At 67.0% G+C, this 19,474-nt stretch carries 21 protein-coding genes; 12 read left to right on the top strand and 9 right to left on the bottom strand.

What is annotated here, in order from left to right:
- Positions 1 to 123 precede the first annotated feature (123 nt).
- Positions 124 to 1,593 carry a phytoene desaturase family protein gene (locus ACLJPD_RS04265; protein WP_410870391.1) on the top strand — a complete coding sequence of 490 codons (1,470 nt, stop codon included), beginning with the start codon at positions 124 to 126 and terminating at the stop codon, positions 1,591 to 1,593.
- On the opposite strand, the gene ACLJPD_RS04260 is transcribed toward ACLJPD_RS04265, so the two are convergent.
- The 8 genes from ACLJPD_RS04260 to ACLJPD_RS04225 all read right to left on the bottom strand — a co-directional run bounded on the left by ACLJPD_RS04260 (position 1,584) and on the right by ACLJPD_RS04225 (position 8,945).
- The gene (locus ACLJPD_RS04260; protein ID WP_410871917.1) at positions 1,584 to 2,537 is read right to left on the bottom strand and encodes a cation diffusion facilitator family transporter; all 954 of its coding nucleotides are present in this window, start codon (positions 2,535 to 2,537) and stop codon (positions 1,584 to 1,586) included. The genes ACLJPD_RS04265 and ACLJPD_RS04260 overlap by 10 nt on opposite strands.
- Positions 2,538 to 2,608: 71 nt before the next feature.
- On the bottom strand, positions 2,609 to 3,523 hold the full coding sequence (locus tag ACLJPD_RS04255; protein ID WP_410870390.1) for a cation diffusion facilitator family transporter: 915 nt from the start codon (positions 3,521 to 3,523) through the stop codon (positions 2,609 to 2,611).
- Between the two features lie 77 nt (positions 3,524 to 3,600).
- A complete protein-coding gene (manA, locus tag ACLJPD_RS04250; protein ID WP_410870389.1) occupies positions 3,601 to 4,818 on the bottom strand; it encodes a mannose-6-phosphate isomerase, class I in 1,218 nt (405 codons plus the stop codon).
- Entirely contained in the window at positions 4,818 to 6,032 is a 1,215-nt protein-coding gene (locus ACLJPD_RS04245) for a tobH protein (RefSeq protein WP_410870388.1), read from the bottom strand. Before ACLJPD_RS04245 ends, manA begins: the two co-directional genes overlap by 1 nt.
- Before the next feature lie 136 nt (positions 6,033 to 6,168).
- Positions 6,169 to 7,548, bottom strand: a complete 1,380-nt coding sequence (locus ACLJPD_RS04240) for a phosphomannomutase/phosphoglucomutase (RefSeq protein ID WP_410870387.1) — start codon at positions 7,546 to 7,548, stop codon at positions 6,169 to 6,171.
- A gap of 60 nt (positions 7,549 to 7,608) precedes the next feature.
- Positions 7,609 to 7,983, bottom strand: coding sequence for a DUF3499 domain-containing protein (locus ACLJPD_RS04235; protein ID WP_410871916.1), 375 nt, complete (start codon positions 7,981 to 7,983; stop codon positions 7,609 to 7,611).
- Positions 7,984 to 8,108: 125 nt separating this feature from the next.
- Positions 8,109 to 8,591: a metallopeptidase family protein gene (locus ACLJPD_RS04230; RefSeq protein ID WP_194826429.1), complete on the bottom strand. Its 483-nt coding sequence runs from the start codon at positions 8,589 to 8,591 to the stop codon at positions 8,109 to 8,111.
- Between the two features lie 120 nt (positions 8,592 to 8,711).
- Positions 8,712 to 8,945: a WhiB family transcriptional regulator gene (locus tag ACLJPD_RS04225; protein WP_133733920.1), complete on the bottom strand. Its 234-nt coding sequence runs from the start codon at positions 8,943 to 8,945 to the stop codon at positions 8,712 to 8,714.
- A gap of 580 nt (positions 8,946 to 9,525) precedes the next feature.
- On the opposite strand from ACLJPD_RS04225, the gene cofD reads away from it, so the two are divergent.
- The 9 genes from cofD to ahcY all read left to right on the top strand — a co-directional run bounded on the left by cofD (position 9,526) and on the right by ahcY (position 17,676).
- The gene (gene cofD, locus ACLJPD_RS04220) at positions 9,526 to 10,485 is read left to right on the top strand and encodes a 2-phospho-L-lactate transferase (protein WP_410871915.1); all 960 of its coding nucleotides are present in this window, start codon (positions 9,526 to 9,528) and stop codon (positions 10,483 to 10,485) included.
- A 10-nt stretch (positions 10,486 to 10,495) separates the two neighbouring features.
- Positions 10,496 to 11,860, top strand: a complete 1,365-nt coding sequence (locus tag ACLJPD_RS04215) for a coenzyme F420-0:L-glutamate ligase (protein ID WP_410871914.1) — start codon at positions 10,496 to 10,498, stop codon at positions 11,858 to 11,860.
- Entirely contained in the window at positions 11,857 to 12,390 is a 534-nt protein-coding gene (locus ACLJPD_RS04210; protein ID WP_410870386.1) for an NUDIX hydrolase, read from the top strand. The genes ACLJPD_RS04215 and ACLJPD_RS04210 overlap by 4 nt, the downstream gene beginning before the upstream one ends.
- Before the next feature lie 200 nt (positions 12,391 to 12,590).
- Positions 12,591 to 13,826: an alkane 1-monooxygenase gene (locus ACLJPD_RS04205; protein ID WP_410870385.1), complete on the top strand. Its 1,236-nt coding sequence runs from the start codon at positions 12,591 to 12,593 to the stop codon at positions 13,824 to 13,826.
- On the top strand, positions 13,823 to 13,996 hold the full coding sequence (locus ACLJPD_RS04200; protein WP_410870384.1) for a rubredoxin: 174 nt from the start codon (positions 13,823 to 13,825) through the stop codon (positions 13,994 to 13,996). The genes ACLJPD_RS04205 and ACLJPD_RS04200 overlap by 4 nt, the downstream gene beginning before the upstream one ends.
- Positions 13,993 to 14,175, top strand: a complete 183-nt coding sequence (locus tag ACLJPD_RS04195; protein WP_266292625.1) for a rubredoxin — start codon at positions 13,993 to 13,995, stop codon at positions 14,173 to 14,175. The genes ACLJPD_RS04200 and ACLJPD_RS04195 overlap by 4 nt, the downstream gene beginning before the upstream one ends.
- Positions 14,172 to 14,831 (top strand): TetR family transcriptional regulator, encoded by a 660-nt coding sequence (locus tag ACLJPD_RS04190; RefSeq protein ID WP_410870383.1) that lies wholly within the window; start codon positions 14,172 to 14,174, stop codon positions 14,829 to 14,831. The genes ACLJPD_RS04195 and ACLJPD_RS04190 overlap by 4 nt, the downstream gene beginning before the upstream one ends.
- A 152-nt stretch (positions 14,832 to 14,983) precedes the next feature.
- The gene (locus ACLJPD_RS04185) at positions 14,984 to 16,120 is read left to right on the top strand and encodes an alkane 1-monooxygenase (protein ID WP_410870382.1); all 1,137 of its coding nucleotides are present in this window, start codon (positions 14,984 to 14,986) and stop codon (positions 16,118 to 16,120) included.
- Between the two features lie 56 nt (positions 16,121 to 16,176).
- Positions 16,177 to 17,676, top strand: a complete 1,500-nt coding sequence (gene ahcY / locus ACLJPD_RS04180) for an adenosylhomocysteinase (protein ID WP_410870381.1) — start codon at positions 16,177 to 16,179, stop codon at positions 17,674 to 17,676.
- 63 nt (positions 17,677 to 17,739) lie between these two features.
- Here ahcY and ACLJPD_RS04175 read toward each other — a convergent pair whose 3' ends face one another.
- Entirely contained in the window at positions 17,740 to 17,940 is a 201-nt protein-coding gene (locus tag ACLJPD_RS04175) for a hypothetical protein (RefSeq protein ID WP_410870379.1), read from the bottom strand.
- A 75-nt stretch (positions 17,941 to 18,015) separates the two neighbouring features.
- Between ACLJPD_RS04175 and ACLJPD_RS04170 the strand changes: the two genes are divergently transcribed.
- Both ACLJPD_RS04170 and mtrA read left to right on the top strand, forming a co-directional pair.
- On the top strand, positions 18,016 to 18,663 hold the full coding sequence (locus ACLJPD_RS04170) for a dTMP kinase (RefSeq protein ID WP_410870378.1): 648 nt from the start codon (positions 18,016 to 18,018) through the stop codon (positions 18,661 to 18,663).
- 77 nt (positions 18,664 to 18,740) lie between these two features.
- The gene (gene mtrA, locus ACLJPD_RS04165) at positions 18,741 to 19,418 is read left to right on the top strand and encodes an MtrAB system response regulator MtrA (RefSeq protein WP_056813049.1); all 678 of its coding nucleotides are present in this window, start codon (positions 18,741 to 18,743) and stop codon (positions 19,416 to 19,418) included.
- Positions 19,419 to 19,474 lie beyond the last annotated feature (56 nt).

Here is a 19,474-nt window from a genome sequence, read left to right as displayed (position 1 = left end):
TCCAGATCAGGGCGGGCCCCGCCCTCGAGGGACATTCGGCGGATAGGTGAGTGAGCACTCATCGGCGCGACGACCATTTCCGCGTAGGTTGGAGCAGGATGGCGGGCGTGCGAAGGGACGGCAATGGCTGAAGTCATAGTGGTCGGGTCGGGGCCGAACGGTCTCGCCGCGGCGGTGATCGCCGCTCGTGCCGGGTTGTCGGTGCGGGTACTCGAAGCGCAGGATCAGGCGGGCGGTGGATCGCGGACGGCCGAGCTGACGCTGCCGGGCTTTCATCACGACATCTGTGCCGGTGCGCATCCGATGGCATTGGCATCACCCTTCTTTCGCGCGTTCGACCTCGAAGCGCACGGGGTGGAGCTGCTCGCCCCGACCGTCTCCTACGCACACCCGATCGATGGTGGGATCGCCGGATTGGCTTGGCGCAACATCGAATCCACGGTCGCCGATCTCGGGCGCGACGGCCGTGCCTGGCACAACCTGTTCGCGCCGCTGGTCGAGCACTGGTCCGATGTGGTCGACCTGGCCATGTCGGATCTGCGACACCCACCACTGCGGGTCGGCACCGGCATCAAGTTCGCGACCCGCCTGCTCGAACAGGCATCTCCGCTGTCGGACAACCGTTTCCACGGTGACGTCGCGCCCGCCCTGTTCAGCGGTGTGGCCGCGCACGCCATCACCTCACCGCGGGCGTTCCCGGCGGTCGGTGCTGCGCTGCTGCTCGGCACCCTCGCGCACGCGGGCGGCTGGGTGATCCCGCGCGGCGGCAGCCAGGCGATCCCGAACGCGATGATCGCCGAGATCGAAAAACTCGGTGGCGAGGTGATCACCGGGCACCGGGTCGACGACTTCGCCGAACTCGCCACCGCGCGCGCGGTGCTGTTCGACACCTCGCCCGCCGAACTCCTGCGCATCGCCGGCGACCGTCTGCCGTCGCGATACCGCAACAGCCTCGGCCGTTTCCGGTACGGCAACGCCGCCTGCAAGGTCGACTTCGCACTGTCGGGACCGGTGCCATGGGCCGCGCCGGGCGCTGACCTGGCAGGCACGCTGCACCTGGTCGGTACAAGGGCCGAGGCCATGCACGCCGAACATCAGGTCGCCACCGGCACATTCGCGGATCGGCCGTTCGTCCTGACCATCGTGCCCGGCGTGGTCGACCCCACTCGGGCGCCCGAAGGTCAGCACACGCTGTACACCTACGCGCATGTGCCCAACGGATCCGATCGCGATATCAGCGACCAGGTGATCGACCAGGTCGAACGCTTCGCCCCCGGCTTCCGCGACCTGATCCTCGCGAAACACGTGACACCGGCGGCTTTCATGCCCGACCACAACGCCAACTACATCGGCGGCGATATCTCGGCGGGCGCGATGACCACGCGCCAGACCCTGTTCCGCCCGCTGGCTCGCTGGAACCCGTACTCCACTCCGATTCCGGGCACCTACCTGTGCTCGTCGTCGACCCCACCGGGGCCCGGCGTTCACGGGATGTCGGGCTTGCACGCGGCGCGACACCTGCTGCGCAACCGTTTCGGCATAGTCACCGACCCGCTCGACCTGTTGCGCGGCGAGGCACCCGCCTACCGGTAGGGCTTCGTCGGCGCGTCGTTGACCTTGTCGGGCTCGAACACATCGGGCTCGAGGTAGATCGTGCTCGTGTTCGGCACGGCGGCGTGAATACGGTCGTCCGCGGCGTCGATCGCCTCGGCTACCTGCGTGATGTCGAGCCCGGCGTGCAGCGCGATCTTGGCGTTGATCAGCAGATCCTGGGGCCCGAGGTACTGGGTCTGAATCCGGATGACGCGCTCGATCCGCGGATCGGCCAGCAGCGCCGACCGAATCGCGGTGTCGTCCTTGGCCGTCGCGCCCTCACCGATCAGCAGGCTCTTGGTCTCCACGATCAGGATCACGGCGTTCACGCCGAGCAGGATGCCGATGCACAGGGTGCCGACGCCGTCCCACACCGCGTTGCCGGTGATCATCGACAGACTCACGCCTGCCAGCGCGAAAAGCAGACCGGTGATCGCGCCCGCGTCCTCGAGCAGCACCACCGGCAGTTCGGGATTGCGGGTGTTGCGGATGAAGTGCCACCACGAACTCTTGCCCTTGAGCAGCGCCGACTGCTTGCGCGCGGTGACGAAACTGGCGCTTTCGAGAATCAACGACACACCGAGGATCGTGATCGCGACCCAGGCCGACGTGATCTCCTCGGGGAACCTGATCTTGTGGATCGCCTCGTTGATCGCGAACAAGCTGCCCATCACGAACAGCACCAGCGCGACGACGAACGAATAGAAGTACCGGTTGCGCGAATACCCGAACGGATGCAGCGTGTCCGGCGGCTGCTCGGCCCGGTTGCGTCCGACCAACAGCAGGGCCTCGTTGCCGGTGTCGGCCACCGAGTGCACCGCCTCGGCCAACATCGACGACGAGCCGGTGATGAACGCACCGATGAACTTCGCGACCATGATCCCCGCGTTCGCCCCGAGCGCGGCGAGGATCGCGACCTTGCTGTCTCCACCCTGCTCGGCCATACCGGGCACCGTACCGTCGGAATCCACCCACACTCCTGACCTCGGACCCGTGTCGGCGGCCCTTGGCTCGGTTACGTCGTGCGGTAGAGGTCTGGTTCGAGGTAGATCAGGCGGGCGGTGGGGACGGCGGCGCGCACGCGCGTCTCGGCGGCGTCGATCGCCTCGGCGACTTCGGCGATGTTCATGTTCGGTGCGAGGGCGACCTTGGCGGCGACCAGCATCTCCTCCGGGCCGATGTACTGGGTCCTGATGTGGATCAGCGAGGTGATCTTGGTGCCGTCGACCAGGTTCTCGCGGATGGCACGACCCTGGTCGGGGGTGGCGCCTTCGCCGATGAGCAGGCTCTTCATCTCGATGATCAGCACGATCGCGATGACGCCGAGCAGGACGCCGATGCACAGGGTGCCGATGCCGTCGAAGATCGGGTCGTCGGTGACCATGGTCAGCCCGACGCCACCGAGGGCGAGCACAAGACCGACCAGCGCGCCGGTGTCCTCGAGCAGCACCACCGGCAGCTCGGGGCTGCGCGAGTTACGGATGAACTGCCACCAGCTCGCAGTGCCCTTGAGTGGCCGGGATTCGCGTACCGCGGTGAGGAAGCTGTAGGTCTCCAGGCCGATCGCGATCACCAGGATCACGACCGCGACGATCGGCTGATTCAGCTCCTCGGGATGCTGGACCTTGTGGATGCCTTCGTAGATCGCGAACACCGAGCCGAGGGTGAACAGCACCAGCGCCACGACGAACGAGTAGAAGTAGCGGTTGCGGCCGTACCCGAACTGGTGCAGCTCGTCGGCGTCCTTGGCGGCGGCGCGCTGCCCGAACAGCAGCAGGCCCTGGTTCGAGGTATCGGCGACCGAGTGCACGCCCTCCGCCATCATCGACGCCGACCCCGTGATGAACGCGCCGATGAACTTCGCCACCGCGATTCCCGCATTGGCCACCAACGCCGCGACGATCGCTTTCCTGCCACCACCAGCCGACATGCCGGCCCGCCCTTCTGCTCACTGAACACGACTCGCCACAGCCTAGTAGGGGCGAGGGTGAAAAGGAGGTGTCGGTATCAGTTGTCCCCGACGCAGGCGCTGAAGAGCTGGGCGGGGCCGCGGACCGCGCGCGCTTTGATGTCGGTGTCGGCGGCCGAGATCCAGGCCGCGCCACCACGTTCGATGGTGAGAGTGCGTCCGTTCTCGGCGAGTTCGATCGTGCCCGCGGTGCACAGCACGATGCCGGGCCCGGCGTCGGCGAGCACCACCGGCTCTTCCTCGGTGCCGAGGTCGAAGCGGCACAGCGCGAATTCCGGTGCGGGCGTGCGATACCGGATGCCACCGTCGCCGCCGGGTTCGGGTTCGATCACCGGCAGGTCGAGCGGCTCGAAGTCCAGCACCCGCAGCAGCTCGGGCACGTCGACGTGCTTGGGGGTGAGTCCGCCACGTAACACGTTGTCGGAGTTGGCCATGATCTCCACCCCGACCCCACTCAGGTAGGCGTGCAGATTGCCGGCCGCGAGGAACAGCGCTTGACCCGGTTCGAGGGTCAGCCGGTTGAGCAGCAGCGCGGCGAGTACCCCCGCGTCTCCGGGGTAGACCTCGGCCAGTTCGAGCGCGGTGCGCACCTCGGCGGTGAATCCGCGCGCGCCCTTGCCGGACAGGTACTGCACGCACCCCTCCAGCACCGTGGGCAGCAGCTTCGACAGCGCGGCGGGCGGCAGCGTGATCCAGGTGGTGAACAGCGTGCGTAGTCCGGCCGAATCAGGCTGGGCGGCGAGCAGTTCCGCGTACACGTTGAGGCCGGGCACGTCGAGTGCGCGCAACAACTCGACGGTGCGGTGCGGATCGCGGAACCCGGCCAGCGCCTCGAAACGTTCCAGTGCGACAACGAGTTCTGGTTTGTGGCTGTCGTCGCGGTAGTTGCGCAGTGGCGAATCCAGTGCCACCCCGGTGCGGTTCTCCCGTTCGAAACCGGCTTGCGCCTGCGCCGAACTGGGGTGTGCCTGCAGCGACAGTGGTTCCTCGGCGGCGAGGATCTTCAGCAGGAACGGCAGCCGGGTGCCGAAAGTATCGGCCACCGTGCCCAATTCGCCGACGGGGTCGGCGCTGAGCACCTCGAGCAGCGAGCGTCTGCCCGTGTCCGTTTTCACGTGCGCGGGATCGGCCGGGTGCGCGCCGAACCAGAGTTCGGCTTCCGGATGGGCCGATGGCACCGGTCTTCCGCACAGCTGAGCGAGCGCGGTGCGCGACCCCCATGCGTAAGAACGCAGCGCACCAACGAGTTCCTGCACTAGTAGCGTCCCCCGTCATATCGATCCGGTTCGGGCGCGGCGGTACCGCGCGCACCGGTCAGTCGAAGATAGGCCGCGGCCATGTCGAGCCGTATCGCGAGCACTGCCAGCTGCTCGAGCTCACTGCCGTGTCCGCCCCCCGCGGCGGATTCGGCGGCAGTCCGTTCGATCGCGGCACCGGGGTCGGCGAGCCGGGATTGCAGCACGTCGACGTCGGCATGGACCAGATCGGCGTCGACCAGGCCCGCGCCCGCGCCTTCGAAGACCGCGAGCTTGCGCCGGGCGGCGGCCTGATCGGGATGCACGCTCAAGGTCAGCACCCGCACTCGGTCCACCGGGGCGGGTCCGTCGAGTTCCTCGTCGTGGAACAGCGGATCGAAACCGGGCGCGGTGCCACCGGTGGCCGCGGTCAGGCGCCCGACCGCGGCGACCGCGTCGGCGAGATCGGCGGCCGTCGCCAGCTTGCCCGCGGATTGCAGCAGCACCTCGGCACCGTGCCCGGCCAGTTCGACCGCGGCGGGCGAGTCGCCCGCGAGGACGACACCGACACCGAGCATGCGCGCGGCCAGCGTTTTGGCGGGGTTGTTGAAAACCTCGTTGGTCGGGCCGTCGCGCAGCGCTTCGGCGTCGAGCATGTCGGCCAGCGCGGTGAGGTCGGGTGTGGCCGGACCGCTGCGCTGGGCGTCGACACCGCGCAGCACCGCGATCCCGACCGCGAGGAAACGCAGCAGCCGGTTGTGATCGAGCACGGGCACCCTCGGTTCGAGCACGATCGCGCGACCGGCGGCGACCGCGCGCAACGGACCCTCGTTGGGCGCCGCGATCACCACTTCGGCACTGCGGCGGATGGCTCGGTCGACGGCGTCGATGAGCCGCGGATCGCCCGCGTCGTCGCCTGCCACCAGGACCACATCCAGCGGGCCGACCCACGGCGGCACCGCGGTGACGGGCACGATCGGCAGCCCGGCCCGATCACCGAGCGTGGCGATGAGCAGCCCGGCCGCGCGTGCGGCGCGACCCGAGCCCGAGACCAGCACCAGACTGCGCGGGCGCAGGTCGGAGAGCCGTTCGATGAGCGAGGTTTCGGCGACCGCGGCGGCCGTGGCCCGCACCTGGGCGCCGCCCGAGGCAGCCGAGCGCAGGGCGCCGCCGGTGTCGGCCGCCGCCAGCGACTCGGCGTCGTCGAGGTCGAATACCGGTGTTCCAGCGATCATCGCCGAAGCCACCTCCCCTCATCGCGCTGTGTCGTCTGTGACTCCACTATTCCAGTAGGGCTCCGGCAATGCTCGTAATCCGCCGTCGCCGAATACCGGGCATGTGATTCCACTGGTACTGGTTTCATCTTCCCAGTCAGGCGCGGACGATGCTCAGGATCTCGGTCACGAGTGCGTTTACTTCGGCCTGCGATCCGGCCTCGACATTGAGTCGAAGTAGCGGTTCGGTATTCGAGGCGCGCAGGTTGAACCAGGCATGGTTGCCCAGGTCGACGGTGACCCCGTCCATCCGGTCCACCGACTCGGTGCGATCGGCGAAGGCGGCCAGCACGGCGGCGGTGCGGTCGGCGGCGTCGGCGACGGTCGAATTGATCTCGCCGGAGGCGGCGTACACCTCGTAGGCGGCCATCAGATCCGAGACCGGGCGGTCGCCCTCGCCGAGTGCGGCCAGCACGTGCAGCGCGGCCAGCATGCCCGAATCGGCGCCCCAGAAATCGCGGAAGTAGTAGTGCGCCGAGTGCTCGCCACCGAACACCGCGCCGGTCGAGGCCATCTCCTGCTTGATGAACGAGTGCCCGACCCTGGTGCGCACCGGCTTGCCGCCGAGCTCTTCGACCAACTCCGGTACCGCGCGCGAGGTGATCAGGTTGTGGATCACGGTGGCGCCCGGTTCCTTGGCCAGCTCACGCTGCGCGACGATGGCCGTGATGGCCGAGGGGGACACCGGTTCGCCACGCTCGTCGACGACGAAGCAACGGTCGGCGTCACCGTCGAAAGCCAGGCCGATGTCGGCGCCACTGGAACGGACCAGCGCCTGCAGATCGACGAGGTTCTTCGGGTCGAGGGGGTTGGCCTCGTGGTTGGGGAACGAGCCGTCGAGTTCGAAGTACAGCGGCACGATCGTGACCGGGGCGAGGGTGCCGAGCACGGCGGGCACGGTGTGGCCGCCCATGCCGTTGCCCGCGTCGACGGCGATGGTGAGCGGGCGGATCTCGTCGAGGTTCACCAGTTCGCGCAGGTAGTCCGCGTAGTCGGCGAGTAGATCGGTGCTGGTCGCGGTGCCGGGTGTGCCGTCGTGGGCGGGCACGCCCTCGATCACCTCGGCGGCGATGGTCGCCAACCCGGTGTCCTGGCCGACCGGCAGCGCGTTCGCGCGGCACAGCTTGATGCCGTTGTACCGGGCCGGATTGTGGCTGGCGGTGAACATGGCGCCGGGACAGCCGAGCTTGCCCGAGGCGAAGTAGAGCTGGTCGGTGGAGGCGAGGCCGATGTGCACGACATTCAGGCCCTGGGCCTGCACGCCCTGCGCGAAAGCTTCGGCGAGAGCGGGGGAGGATTCGCGCATGTCGTGACCGATCACGACGCGCTCGGCGCCTTCGGTGCGCATCAGGCGAGCGAAGGAAGCGCCAACGTCGCTGACGAACGCCTCGTCGATCTGCTCGCCCACCACCCCGCGGACGTCATAAGCCTTGATCACGGCATTCACGAGTTCGCCAGAGCGCGCGAGGGTCGTCATGGCGACAACCCTAGCGGCCCGAGGCGTAAACCTGGCCCGATGGGTCGGTCGATGGTGTCTTTACGGATCGGGTAGGACGCGCAGATGGCCGCGGCGGCCGGTGCGCGTGGTGCGCGCGGCGGCGGGGGCGTTGTCGCGGTAGCCCGGCTGGTCGGGTTCGGCGGGGCGGCGGCGTAGGCCTGCTTCGCGGACCGCTTCGGCCAGGGCCGTCAGATCGTCGTCGTCGGGAGTGCTCGACGAGAAGCCGCCTTCGTGGCGGACCAGTTCCCAGCCCTTGGGCGCGGTGATGCGGCAGGCGTGCGTTTCGCAGAGATCCCAGGAATGTGGTTCGGCGACGGTGGCCAGGGGTCCGACGACGGCGGTCGAGTCGGAGTACACATACGTCAGTGTCGCTACAGCCGGGTTCTTGCAGCCGGGTCGGCAGCAACGACGCATAGGGATCACGACGTCGAGATTAGCCCTCCGCGCCCCGAAAGTGGATACGGACACGCCCTAAAGGGGCGCAGTCGCGTATGCGTTCGACAGTCTTGCGCACGGCCGGAGCCAAGGCGGAGGTACGCCTATTCGGGCTCGGGATCGATCAGGTCGGGATCGACGCCGAGATAGGTGGCGATCTGCTGGACGAGGACCTCGCGCAGCAACTCGACCAGATCGTCGGGGTCGGCCGCCCGCAATTCCAGCGGCTTGCGGAACAACACCACCCTGGCGCGGGTGGCCGCACCGTGGCGGTCGACGCCTGCCGGGATGAGCCGCGACAGCGGCACCGGACCATCGGCCACGACCTCGTCCGGCCAGGTGACCGAATCAGGATGCAGCGGACGGATTTTCGGTACATCGTCGACGGCGATATCGAGCTTGGTGAGGCGATCGTGCCACCGAGTGTCCAACGGGGCGAATGCCTCGAGCACGAGTCGATCGAATTTCTGTCCCCTGGTGCGCCACGCGGGCACCGTGGGCGGGAGCATGGGGCCGCGGACTCCGCGGCCGCGGCGGGTCACCGAACGAGCGGTGGGTGCCGGAGAATGACGCCGGGAACGTGCCATGGGTCTTCACCTCTCTCGCCTGCACCGCGTGGACAAAGGGCGTTCGCCCGGAGACACCGACGTACTGCGCCTGCGTGGCTCCGGGCCAGGCCTGGAGAGAGTCTACTTTCGAACAGTCACTTAACCGATTCCGCGCTTCAGCCTGCGACGCTCTCGTTCCGAGAGACCGCCCCAGATGCCGAAGCGTTCATCATGTGCCAGTGCGTATTCCAGGCACTGGTCACGTACTTCACAACCCAAGCAGATTCGCTTGGCCTCACGCGTCGAGCCGCCCTTCTCGGGGAAGAACGCCTCGGGGTCGGTCTGAGCGCAGAGGGCACGTTCCTGCCACTGCTCTTCGATCGACTCGAACATTTCGTCGAAGCCCGTAACGACCAGACTCAGCCGGGGAGCCGCGACTTCGCTTACCACGTCCGGTTCCTGCCAGCTCGAGTCAGCGCAGACAGCGTGAGCTGCGCCTGCTGTGGAATCGGTCGGCGAGACCAGATCTTCGGTCATCGTTCCGCCTCCTCACTATGTGTTAGCGCAGAATGTTTCTTTCCGTCGGATCAGATGCAACCCCGACGGCCCAACACCGCGACGTAGTCTCGCGGGCTTCCCCGAGCCTGCCTTCCGGCGAGGTGGAACCCTCTCGCGAACTTTCCGCTGCGCTATCTCGTCGCGCAGTGGCCTTTTCAGGCGAGTTGGAACCCTCTCGCAAACGCCCCCGCGCTATGCCTTCTCGCGGTGACCGGAATGACATGTCTGTGATTAGACACGCCGCACTTGCCGGTGGTCAACCCGCCGTCACCCTTCCGTTACACTCCGGACCCGCCTTTCGTGTTGATCTTGTTATGTGCCGTGGCAAATGACCAGCAACTTCACTGGAATTCGCCGCGAAATACCCGGGCAACCGTCACCACTAGGCTGTGACCCTGTGACTGCACAACACTCCGTGCGCGAGCCCAAGATCGCCGTTCTCGTCGGCGGCGTCGGCGGTGCCCGGTTCCTCCAAGGCGTCCGGCAGCTGCTGCCCGAAGCCGACATCAGCGCCATCGTCAATGTCGGTGACGACGTCTGGATGCACGGCCTTCGCATCTGTCCCGACCTCGACACCTGCATGTACACCCTCGGCGGTGGCATCGATACCGAGCGCGGCTGGGGCCACGCCGACGAAACCTGGCATGCGAAAGAGGAGCTGGCGAAATACAACGCCCAGCCCGATTGGTTCGGCCTTGGCGATCGCGATATCGCTACCCACCTCATTCGCACCGAAATGCTGCGTGCCGGATATCCGCTGTCCGCGGTCACCGAAGCGCTGTGCAATCGGTGGCAACCGGGCGTGAAGCTGATCCCGGCTACCGACGATCGCTGCGAAACCCACGTGGTGGTCAGCGATCCCGACAATGCTGGCGAACGTCGCGCGATCCACTTTCAGGAATGGTGGGTGAGGTATCGCGCGGCGCTCCCGACCCACGGATTTGCCTCGATCGGCGCCGAGCAAGCGTCTCCGGCGCCGAATGTGACCGAAATCATAGCCGCCGCTGACGCCGTGTTATTGGCCCCGTCCAACCCCGTGGTGAGCATCGGCGCGATCCTCGCCGTGCCCGGAATCAGGGGCGCGCTGCGCACCACCGAGGCCAAGGTGATCGGGCTCTCGCCGGTGATCGACGGAAAGCCGTTGCGCGGCATGGCCGATGAGTGCCTGTCGGCGATCGGCGTCGAATCCACCGCCGAAGCGATCGGCCGCCACTACGGCGCCCGCTCGGCCACCGGCATCCTCGACGGCTGGCTGGTGCACTCCACCGACTCCGCCGAGGTGCCCGGCGTCGAGGTGCGCAGTGTGCCGCTGTTGATGAGCGATCCGGCGGCGACCGCTGAAATGGCGCGCGCCGCACTGGAATTGGCGGAGTGAAGGCATGAGCATGCCGGACAGTGGCAGCGTCGGCGCGTTGCCCGACCATGCCGCCGACGAGCTGCGGATACTTCCGGTGACCGGGCTGCCGGAGTTCCGGCCGGGTGACGACATCGCCGAACACCTTGCGGCACAAGCACCCTGGCTCACCGACGGGGACATCGTCGTGGTCACCAGCAAGATCGTGTCGAAGGTGGAGGGTCGCATCGTCGCCGCCCCGCTCGACCCGGAAGAGCGCGACACCGCTCGTCGCAAGCTCGTGGAGGACGAAGCCGTTCGAGTGCTCGCGCGCAAGGGCCGCACCCTCATCACCGAGAACCGGCTCGGCATCGTGCAGGCGGCTTCCGGTGTCGACGGCTCCAATGTGGCCGAGGGCGAATTGGTGCTGCTGCCCATGGATCCCGACGGCAGCGCGAAATCCCTGCGCACCGCGCTCGCCCAGCGGCTCGGCATCGACGTGGCCGTCGTCATCACCGACACCATGGGCCGGGCCTGGCGCAACGGGCAGATCGATGCCGCCATCGGCTCAGCCGGACTGCGCGTGCTCCACGACTACGACGGCGCCGTCGACGGGCAGGGCAATGAACTGCACGTCACCCAGGTGGCCATCGCCGACGAACTCGCCGCGGCCGCTGACCTGGTCAAGGGCAAGCTCGGCGGTGTCCCGGTGGCGGTGGTGCGCGGGCTGGCCACCGACGACGACGGGTCGACCGCGGCGGCGCTGCTGCGCGGTGGCGTCGACGACCTGTTCTGGCTCGGCACCGCCGAGGCGATCGAACAGGGTCGCAAAGAGGCTGTGCCGCTACGTCGTTCGGTACGCGCGTTCGTCGACGAACCCGTTGACCAGGAACGGATCCGCGCCGCCGTCGCGGTCGGACTCACCGCGCCTGCGCCGCACCACACCCGCCCGGTGCGCTTCGTCTGGCTGCGCACGGCGACCCTGCGGGCTCAGCTGCTCGAGGCCATGGCCGATAAGTGGAGCGCCGACCTCACCGCCGACGGGCTCGACCCCGACCGTGTGCGGCGTCGAATCGCGCGCGGTCGCATCCTTTTCGACGCGCCGGAAGTGATCATCCCGTTCTGCGTGCCCGACGGCGCCCATGACTATCCCGATGCTCGTCGCCAAGCCGCCGAGCAGACGATGTTCACGGTGGCCGTCGGCGCGGCGGTGCAGGGCCTGCTGGTGGCGTTGGCCGCCGACGGTCTCGGCAGCTGTTGGATCGGCTCGACCATCTTCGCGCCCGAGATCGTCCGCGAGGTCCTCGGCCTGGACGAGGACTGGATGCCGTTGGGCGCCATCGCGATCGGGCATCCACGGGAAGTACCCGCACCGCGCGCCGTCGGCTCGGCCGGCGCGGGATTGGTGGAACTGTGACCGCGGAATCGCTGCATGCCTCGGCGACCGAGTTGCTCACCCTATGGGAGCCCGACACCGGCGCGGATCACTCACTGCGCGAAGCGATTCTGGCCTTCCTCGGCTCGGCCCCCCGCGGCTGCCTGCGCGAACACGCGCCCGGCCACATCACCGCCTCGGCCATCGTGCTGTCCCACGATCGCCGCGACATCCTGCTCACCCTGCACCCGCGCGTCGGCCGCTGGATCCAGCTCGGCGGGCACTGCGAACCCGACGACAAGACCGTGCAGGACGCCGCGCTGCGCGAGGCGGTGGAGGAATCGGGCATCCCCGACCTGGTTCTCACACCCGGTCTCCACGGTGCGCAGGCGCACCCGATCACCTGCTCGCTCGGCGTGCCGACGCGCCATCTCGACCTGCTCTTCGAGATCGTGGCACCGCCGGACGCGGTCCCGGTTCGCAGCTCGGAATCGACCGATCTGCGGTGGTGGCCGGTCGACGGGCTACCACCGGGCGCCGATGTGCTGCTTCCGGTCAGAGGCCGAATGTAAAGGCCCCTGAAAAGGTCACTGACCTGTAACGACGGCGACCGTGCCCTGTTCGGGCACGGTCGCCGTCGGCGTTCTCGGACCGTCGCAGCTTTACAAATTGGTGAATTTGTCTAGACAACGGACGCATCCGGACATATCGTCTGTGACAGAGAGTTACGCACATCACAGATGTGAGATGTGCCTCAGAACTGGAGACGATGATGTCGACCGATGCCAACGCGCCCGTGCAGCGGGTAGCGCCGCCGCAGTGGCGAGATTCCAAGCGATACCTGTGGCTGTGGGGGTTGTTCGCCCCGACCGGCCTGTTCACGATCGGGATCCCCCTGATCTGGGTGATCAATCAGTTCGGTTGGCATCGCCTGGCCGAAGTTCCGTTCTGGCTCGGCCCGATCCTGATCTACATCGTGATCCCCCTGGCCGACCTGTTCTTCGGGCCCGACGGCGACAACCCGCCCGACGAGGCCATGGAGTACCTGGAGAACGACAAGTACTACCGGTACCTCACCTACCTGTACCTGCCGTTCCAGTACGCGTCGCTGATCTTCGCCTGCTACATCATCACCGCGCCGAACCTGCACTGGCTCGGCTTCCCCGGGGGCGCCAACCTCGTCGACAAGATCGGTATCGCGATCAGCGTCGGCATGATCGGTGGCATCGGCATCAACACCGCGCACGAACTCGGCCACAAGAAGGTCGAACTGGAGCGCTGGCTGTCTCGGGTCGCGCTGGCGCAGTCGTTCTACGGGCACTTCTACATCGAGCACAATCGCGGTCACCACGTGCGTGTGGCCACCCCGGAGGATCCGGCGAGTTCGCGGCTCGGCGAATCGTTCTGGGCCTTCTGGCCGCGCACGGTCCTTGGCAGTCTGAGCTCGGCCTGGCATCTCGAGAAGGACCGCCTCGGCAGGCTCGACAAGAGCCCGTGGACGCTGCGCAACGACGTGCTCAACGCCTGGGCGATGTCGGTGGTGTTGTGGCTCGGGCTGATCGCGGTGTTCGGCGTCGAGGTGCTGCCGTACCTGATCCTGCAGGCTGTGATCGGATTCAGCCTGCTCGAGTCGGTGAACTACCTCGAGCACTACGGCCTGGTCCGGCAGAAGACGCCGAGCGGACGCTTCGAGCGGCCCGCGCCGGAACACAGCTGGAACAGCGACCACATCGTCACCAATATCTTTCTCTATCACCTGCAGCGGCACAGCGATCATCACGCCTACCCGACCCGGCGGTATCAGACGCTGCGCAGCTGGGACGGTGCGCCGAACCTGCCGAGCGGCTACGCCAGCCTGATCCTGATCGCCTACTTCCCGCCGATCTGGCGCAAGGTGATGGACAAGCGCGTGCTCGCGCACTACGACGGGGATGTCACCCGCGCCAATATCGAACCCAGGCGCCGGGAGCAGCTGCTGGCAAAGTACGGAACCGAGGTCGGATCGTGAGTGCCTACAGATGTCCGGTGTGTGACTACGTCTTCGATGAAGCCAAAGGCGCCCCACGCGAAGGATTTCCGCCTGGCACACTGTGGGCTGCCGTCCCCGATGACTGGTGCTGTCCGGACTGTGGGGTGCGGGAGAAGATCGACTTCGAGGCGGTAGGAGAATCGGTGTGACCGACTACAAGCTGTACCAGTGCGCGCAGTGCGGTTTCGAATACGACGAAGCCCAGGGCTGGCCCGATGACGGCATCGCGCCCGGCACCCGCTGGGACGACATCGCCGACGATTGGACCTGCCCGGACTGCGGTGCCCGCAAGTCCGACTTCTTCATGGTCGAGATCGAACGTTCGTGAGCGTCGCGGGTACTCCGCGCACCGGTTCGCGCATCCCGTACCAGGAGGCCGCGCGCGAACTGCTGCGCACCTCGGTCCTCGACGGGATGCGCGAACTGCTCACCGAGCGTGACTGGTCCAAGGTCACGCTCGGTGACGTCGCGGCCAGGGCGGGGGTGAGCAGGCAGACGCTCTACAACGAATTCGGTTCACGCGCGGGGCTTTCGCAGGCTTACGCGTTGCGCCTGGCCGACGACCTCGTCGACCATGTGCGCGAGGCACTCGACGTCAATGTCGGCGACGCGCGTGCCGCGATCCAGGTCGGGATGACGGGTTTCTTCCTCTCCGCCGCGGGCGACCCCTTGGTCCGCTCGCTGCTGAGCGGCGAGATGAAGCCGGACCTGCTGCGCTTGATCACCCTCGACGCGACCCCGCTGCTCGAGCACGCCTCCGCGCGCCTGACCGAGGTTTTCGTGCACAGCTGGGTGAACGCGACGCACGCCGAGGCCGATGTGCTCGCGCACGCGCTCGTGCGCATCGCGCTGAGCTATATCCCGAATCCGCCGGTCCCCGAGCGAAACGCCCCCGCCGAGATGAGCGCACTGCTCGGTCCGTATGTGGAGGCGATTGTGCAGGTGCGAGGCATGCGCGTCCCGTCGAGTGAGCTGGATCACTGAGAGAAGTCACGAGCTCTGATTCACTCCTATGTAACCGTCACCACGTTTGAGGATGTGCCGCTGTGTAACGCACCTATGGTCTGTCAGTATTCACATCGGTCGGCGAATGGTCTTTTTGTAGCGGAGCATGTGTGCAAACGGTTGGCAAACCGGTGGGTTTTCGTGATCCCAAACGGTATCTCTGGGCTTTAGGGCTGATCGCCCCGGCGTGCGCGCTGCTGCCCTCCCAACTGGTGTTCTGGACCAAGGCCGAAGTGTTCTGGTGGATCGGCCCCGTGATCGTCCTGATCGCCATCCCTGTGCTGGACTGGATCGTCGGTGAAGACGGCAACAATCCCCGCGACGAGGACTACGCGGCGCTCTCGGCCGATCGCTACTACCGGTGGTGCACCTACCTGTTCCTACCGATCCAGTTGATCAGCCTCGGCGTGGCCTGTTTCATGTGGACGAGCCCCGAGCTGGCCCTGGTCGACAAGCTCGGATTGGCCGCCACGGTCGGCTTCGTCAGCGGCATCGGCATCAACGCCGCGCACGAATTGGGCCACCGGGTGGAGAGTGCTGAAAAATTGCTGTCGAAGATCGCGCTCGCCCAGTCGGGGTACGGGCACTTCTTCGTCGAGCACAATCGCGGCCACCACGCCCGCGTGGCCACCCCCGAGGATCCGGCCAGCGCCCGCATGGGTGAATCGCTGTGGGAGTTCTTGCCGCGCAGCGTGATCGGCGGGTTCCGGTCGGCCGTACACCTCGAGCGCGCGCGCCTGTGTCGACAGGGTCGCGGCTGGTGGAGCGCCCAGAACAACATCCTGCAGGCCTGGGCGATGACGGCGGTGCTGTTCGGTTCGCTGACGCTGGTCTTCGGCCCGGCGATCGTGCCCTGGCTGATCATCCAGGCCGTGATCGGCTTCGCGCTGCTCGAGACCGTCAACTACGTCGAGCACTACGGGCTGCTGCGCGCGCGCAAGCCCAACGGCCGCTACGAACGGTGCTCCCCGCGCGACAGCTGGAACTCCGATCGCCTGGTCACCAATATCTTCCTGTTCCATCTGCAGCGCCACAGCGACCACCACGCGAACCCGGGGCGCCGCTATCAGACCCTGCGCAGCACCGAAGAAGCGCCGCAGCTGCCCGCCGGGTACGCCACGATGATCCTGCTGGCCGCCGTTCCGCCGCTGTGGCGTGCGGTGATGGACCCCAGGGTCGCCGCTCATTACGACGGCGACCTGAGCCTGGCCAATGTCGCGCCCGAGAAGCCGCGGCGGTTGCTGGCCCGATACCGCGCCGCGGCCTGAGGCTCGACTCGACGGAGCGGGGAACCCGCGCGGCCCCACCCGGTAACCTAGCCAACGTGACGACCTCAGAACTCCCCGCGCGCACCGAGCTCACCCCCGACGTCCGCAACGGCATCGACTACAAGGTGGCCGACCTCTCGCTGGCCGAATTCGGCCGCAAGGAGATCCGCCTCGCCGAGCACGAGATGCCGGGCCTGATGGCGCTGCGCCGTGAATACCACGACGTCCAGCCGCTGAAGGGCGCGCGAATCTCCGGATCGCTGCACATGACGGTGCAGACCGCCGTCCTGATCGAAACCCTCGTTGCCCTCGGCGCCGACGTGCGCTGGGCCTCCTGCAACATCTTCTCCACCCAGGACCACGCGGCCGCCGCCATCGTGGTCGGCCCGAACGGCACCACCGACGCGCCCGCCGGTATCCCCGTCTTCGCCTGGAAGGGCGAGACGCTGGAGGAGTACTGGTGGGCCGCCGAGCAGATGCTCACCTGGCCTTCCAAGGACGGAGCGCCGCTTCACGCCAACATGATCCTCGACGACGGTGGCGACGCGACCATGCTCGTGCTGCGCGGCGCGCAGTTCGAGAAGGCCGGCGTGGTCCCGCCCGCCGACGCCGACCACTCCGCCGAGTACACGGTCTTCCTCGACCTGCTGCGCGAGAGCCTCGAGGCCGACAAGACCAAGTGGAGCACCATCGCCGAGTCGGTCAAGGGTGTCACCGAGGAGACCACCACCGGCGTGCTGCGCCTGTACCAGTTCGCCGCCGCGGGTGAGCTGGTGTTCCCGGCGATCAACGTCAACGACTCCGTCACCAAGTCCAAGTTCGACAACAAGTACGGCACCCGCCACTCGCTGATCGACGGCATCAACCGCGGCACCGACGTGCTCATCGGCGGCAAGAAGGTGCTGATCTGCGGTTACGGCGACGTCGGCAAGGGTTGCGCGGAGTCGCTGGCGGGCCAGGGCGCGCGCGTGCAGGTCACCGAGATCGACCCGATCAACGCGCTGCAGGCGCTGATGGACGGCTACGACGTGGTCACCGTCGAGCAGGCGATCGGCGACGCCGACATCGTCATCACCTCGACCGGCAACAAGGACATCATCACCCTCGACCACATGAAGGCGATGAAGGATCACTCGATCCTGGGCAACATCGGCCACTTCGACAACGAGATCGATATCGCGGCGCTCGAGCGTTCGGACGCGACCCGGATCAACATCAAGCCGCAGGTCGACGAGTGGACCTTCAAGGAGTCCGGCAAGGCGATCATCCTGCTGTCCGAGGGTCGTCTGCTCAACCTCGGCAACGCGACCGGCCACCCGTCCTTCGTGATGAGCAACAGCTTCTCCAACCAGGTCATCGCGCAGATCGAGCTGTGGACCAAGCCGCAGGAGTACGACAACGAGGTCTACCGCCTGCCCAAGCACCTCGACGAGAAGGTCGCCAAGATCCACGTCGAAGCCCTCGGCGGCACCCTGACCAAGCTCACCAAGGATCAGGCCGAGTACATCAACGTGGACGTGGAAGGCCCGTACAAGCCGGACCACTACCGCTACTGATCACTGACAACGGTGGCCCGTCGAACCCACTGGTTCGACGGGCCACCGGCGTGTCCACGTCGGCTAGCCGATGATCAGACCCGTACAGAAGATGTTGTGTTCGCTGCTGATACCGAGCAGCGCGCACATCACCGAGTTGAAGGCCGCCGATGACCCCGCGTCGGGGCCCGCGGTCGGGCTGCCGGTCTGTGCGGATGCGGTGCCGCCGGTGAGAGCGGCGGAGATGGCCAGCGCGGCGATGGTGGTGCGAACGATCGTTTTCATAGCGGGATCCTCGTCGGCCGCGCGGGGTCGGACCAGACGGCAATTCTGGGGTGGTCGACGGGTAATCTGCTGCGCATGGGCGTACTGATTGCGGTCGAAGGGCTCGATGGTGCCGGCAAACGGACTTTGATCGATGGGCTGATCGCCGACTTGTCCGCGAAGGGTTTGCGGGCGGACAGTCTGGCCTTTCCGCAATACGGGCACTCGATCCACGCCGATCTCGCGGCAGAGGCGTTGCGCGGGGGCAACGGCGACCTGGCGGGCTCCATCAACGCGATGGCGATCATGTTCGCGCTCGATCGGGCCGCGGCGCGAACCGAACTCGTTGACCTGTTGAGCGGCAACGACATCGTCATCCTCGACCGGTGGGTGGCCTCCAACGCCGCCTACTCGGCCGCGCGGGCTCAGCAGGACGCCGATGGTGAAATCGTCTCGTGGGTGGGCGATCTGGAGTTCGGCAGACTCGAATTGCCCGCGCCGGATCTCACCGTCCTGCTCGACGTGCCCACCGAGGTGGCGGCCGAACGGGCCCGTCGCCGTGGCGAACTCGACGGCACGCGTGCCCTCGATGCCTACGAACGGGACGGCGGTCTGCAGCAGCGCACCGGCGAGGTCTATCGTGAACTCGCCGACCGCGACTGGTTCGGCCGGTGGTGGATATACCGATCCGATGACGATAGGCCCGCGTTACTCACCCTCTGCTCGGAAATCTTTTCCGGATAAGGTTGGATACGCGACGGGTTCGCACCATTAATGGCGTGGCGGCCCGATCCTGGCCTGGGAGATGACAACATAGGACTATGAAGCCCAAGATTCTGGTCGTCGACGACGATATGGCACTCGCTGAGATGCTGACCATCGTCTTGCGCGGGGAAGGGTTCGACCCGCATGTGGTGGGCGACGGCACACAGGCCCTGTCAGCGGTGCGGGAGATCCGCCCCGATCTGGTTCTGCTCGACCTGATGCTGCCCGGCATGAACGGCATCGACGTATGCCGGGTGCTGCGGGCCGATTCCGGCGTTCCGATCGTGATGCTCACCGCCAAGACCGACACGGTCGACGTGGTCCTCGGCCTGGAGTCCGGTGCCGACGACTACATCGTCAAACCGTTCAAGCCGAAGGAACTCGTCGCCCGCGTCCGAGCGCGCCTGCGCCGCACCGAAGACGAGCCCGCCGAGCTGCTCTCGATCGCCGATATCGTCATCGACGTGCCCGCGCACAAGGTGACTCGCGGTCCCGGTCAGATCTCGCTCACCCCACTGGAGTTCGACCTGCTGGTCGCGCTCGCGCGCAAGCCACGTCAGGTGTTCACCCGCGAGGTTCTGCTCGAACAGGTGTGGGGTTACCGGCACGCCGCCGACACCCGCTTGGTGAACGTGCACGTGCAGCGACTGCGCGCCAAGGTCGAGAAAGATCCTGAGAACCCGGAGATCGTGCTGACCGTGCGCGGGGTCGGATACAAGGCCGGACCGCCGTGATCGGTCACTGCGGGGCGCCGCTGTGACCACTGGTCCAGTGGCGCAGCTGCGGCGGT

This window comes from Nocardia sp. A7 (genome assembly GCF_046549215.1).
Lineage (GTDB): Bacteria > Actinomycetota > Actinomycetes > Mycobacteriales > Mycobacteriaceae > Nocardia.
This window is presented reverse-complemented; position numbering and strand designations above follow the sequence as displayed.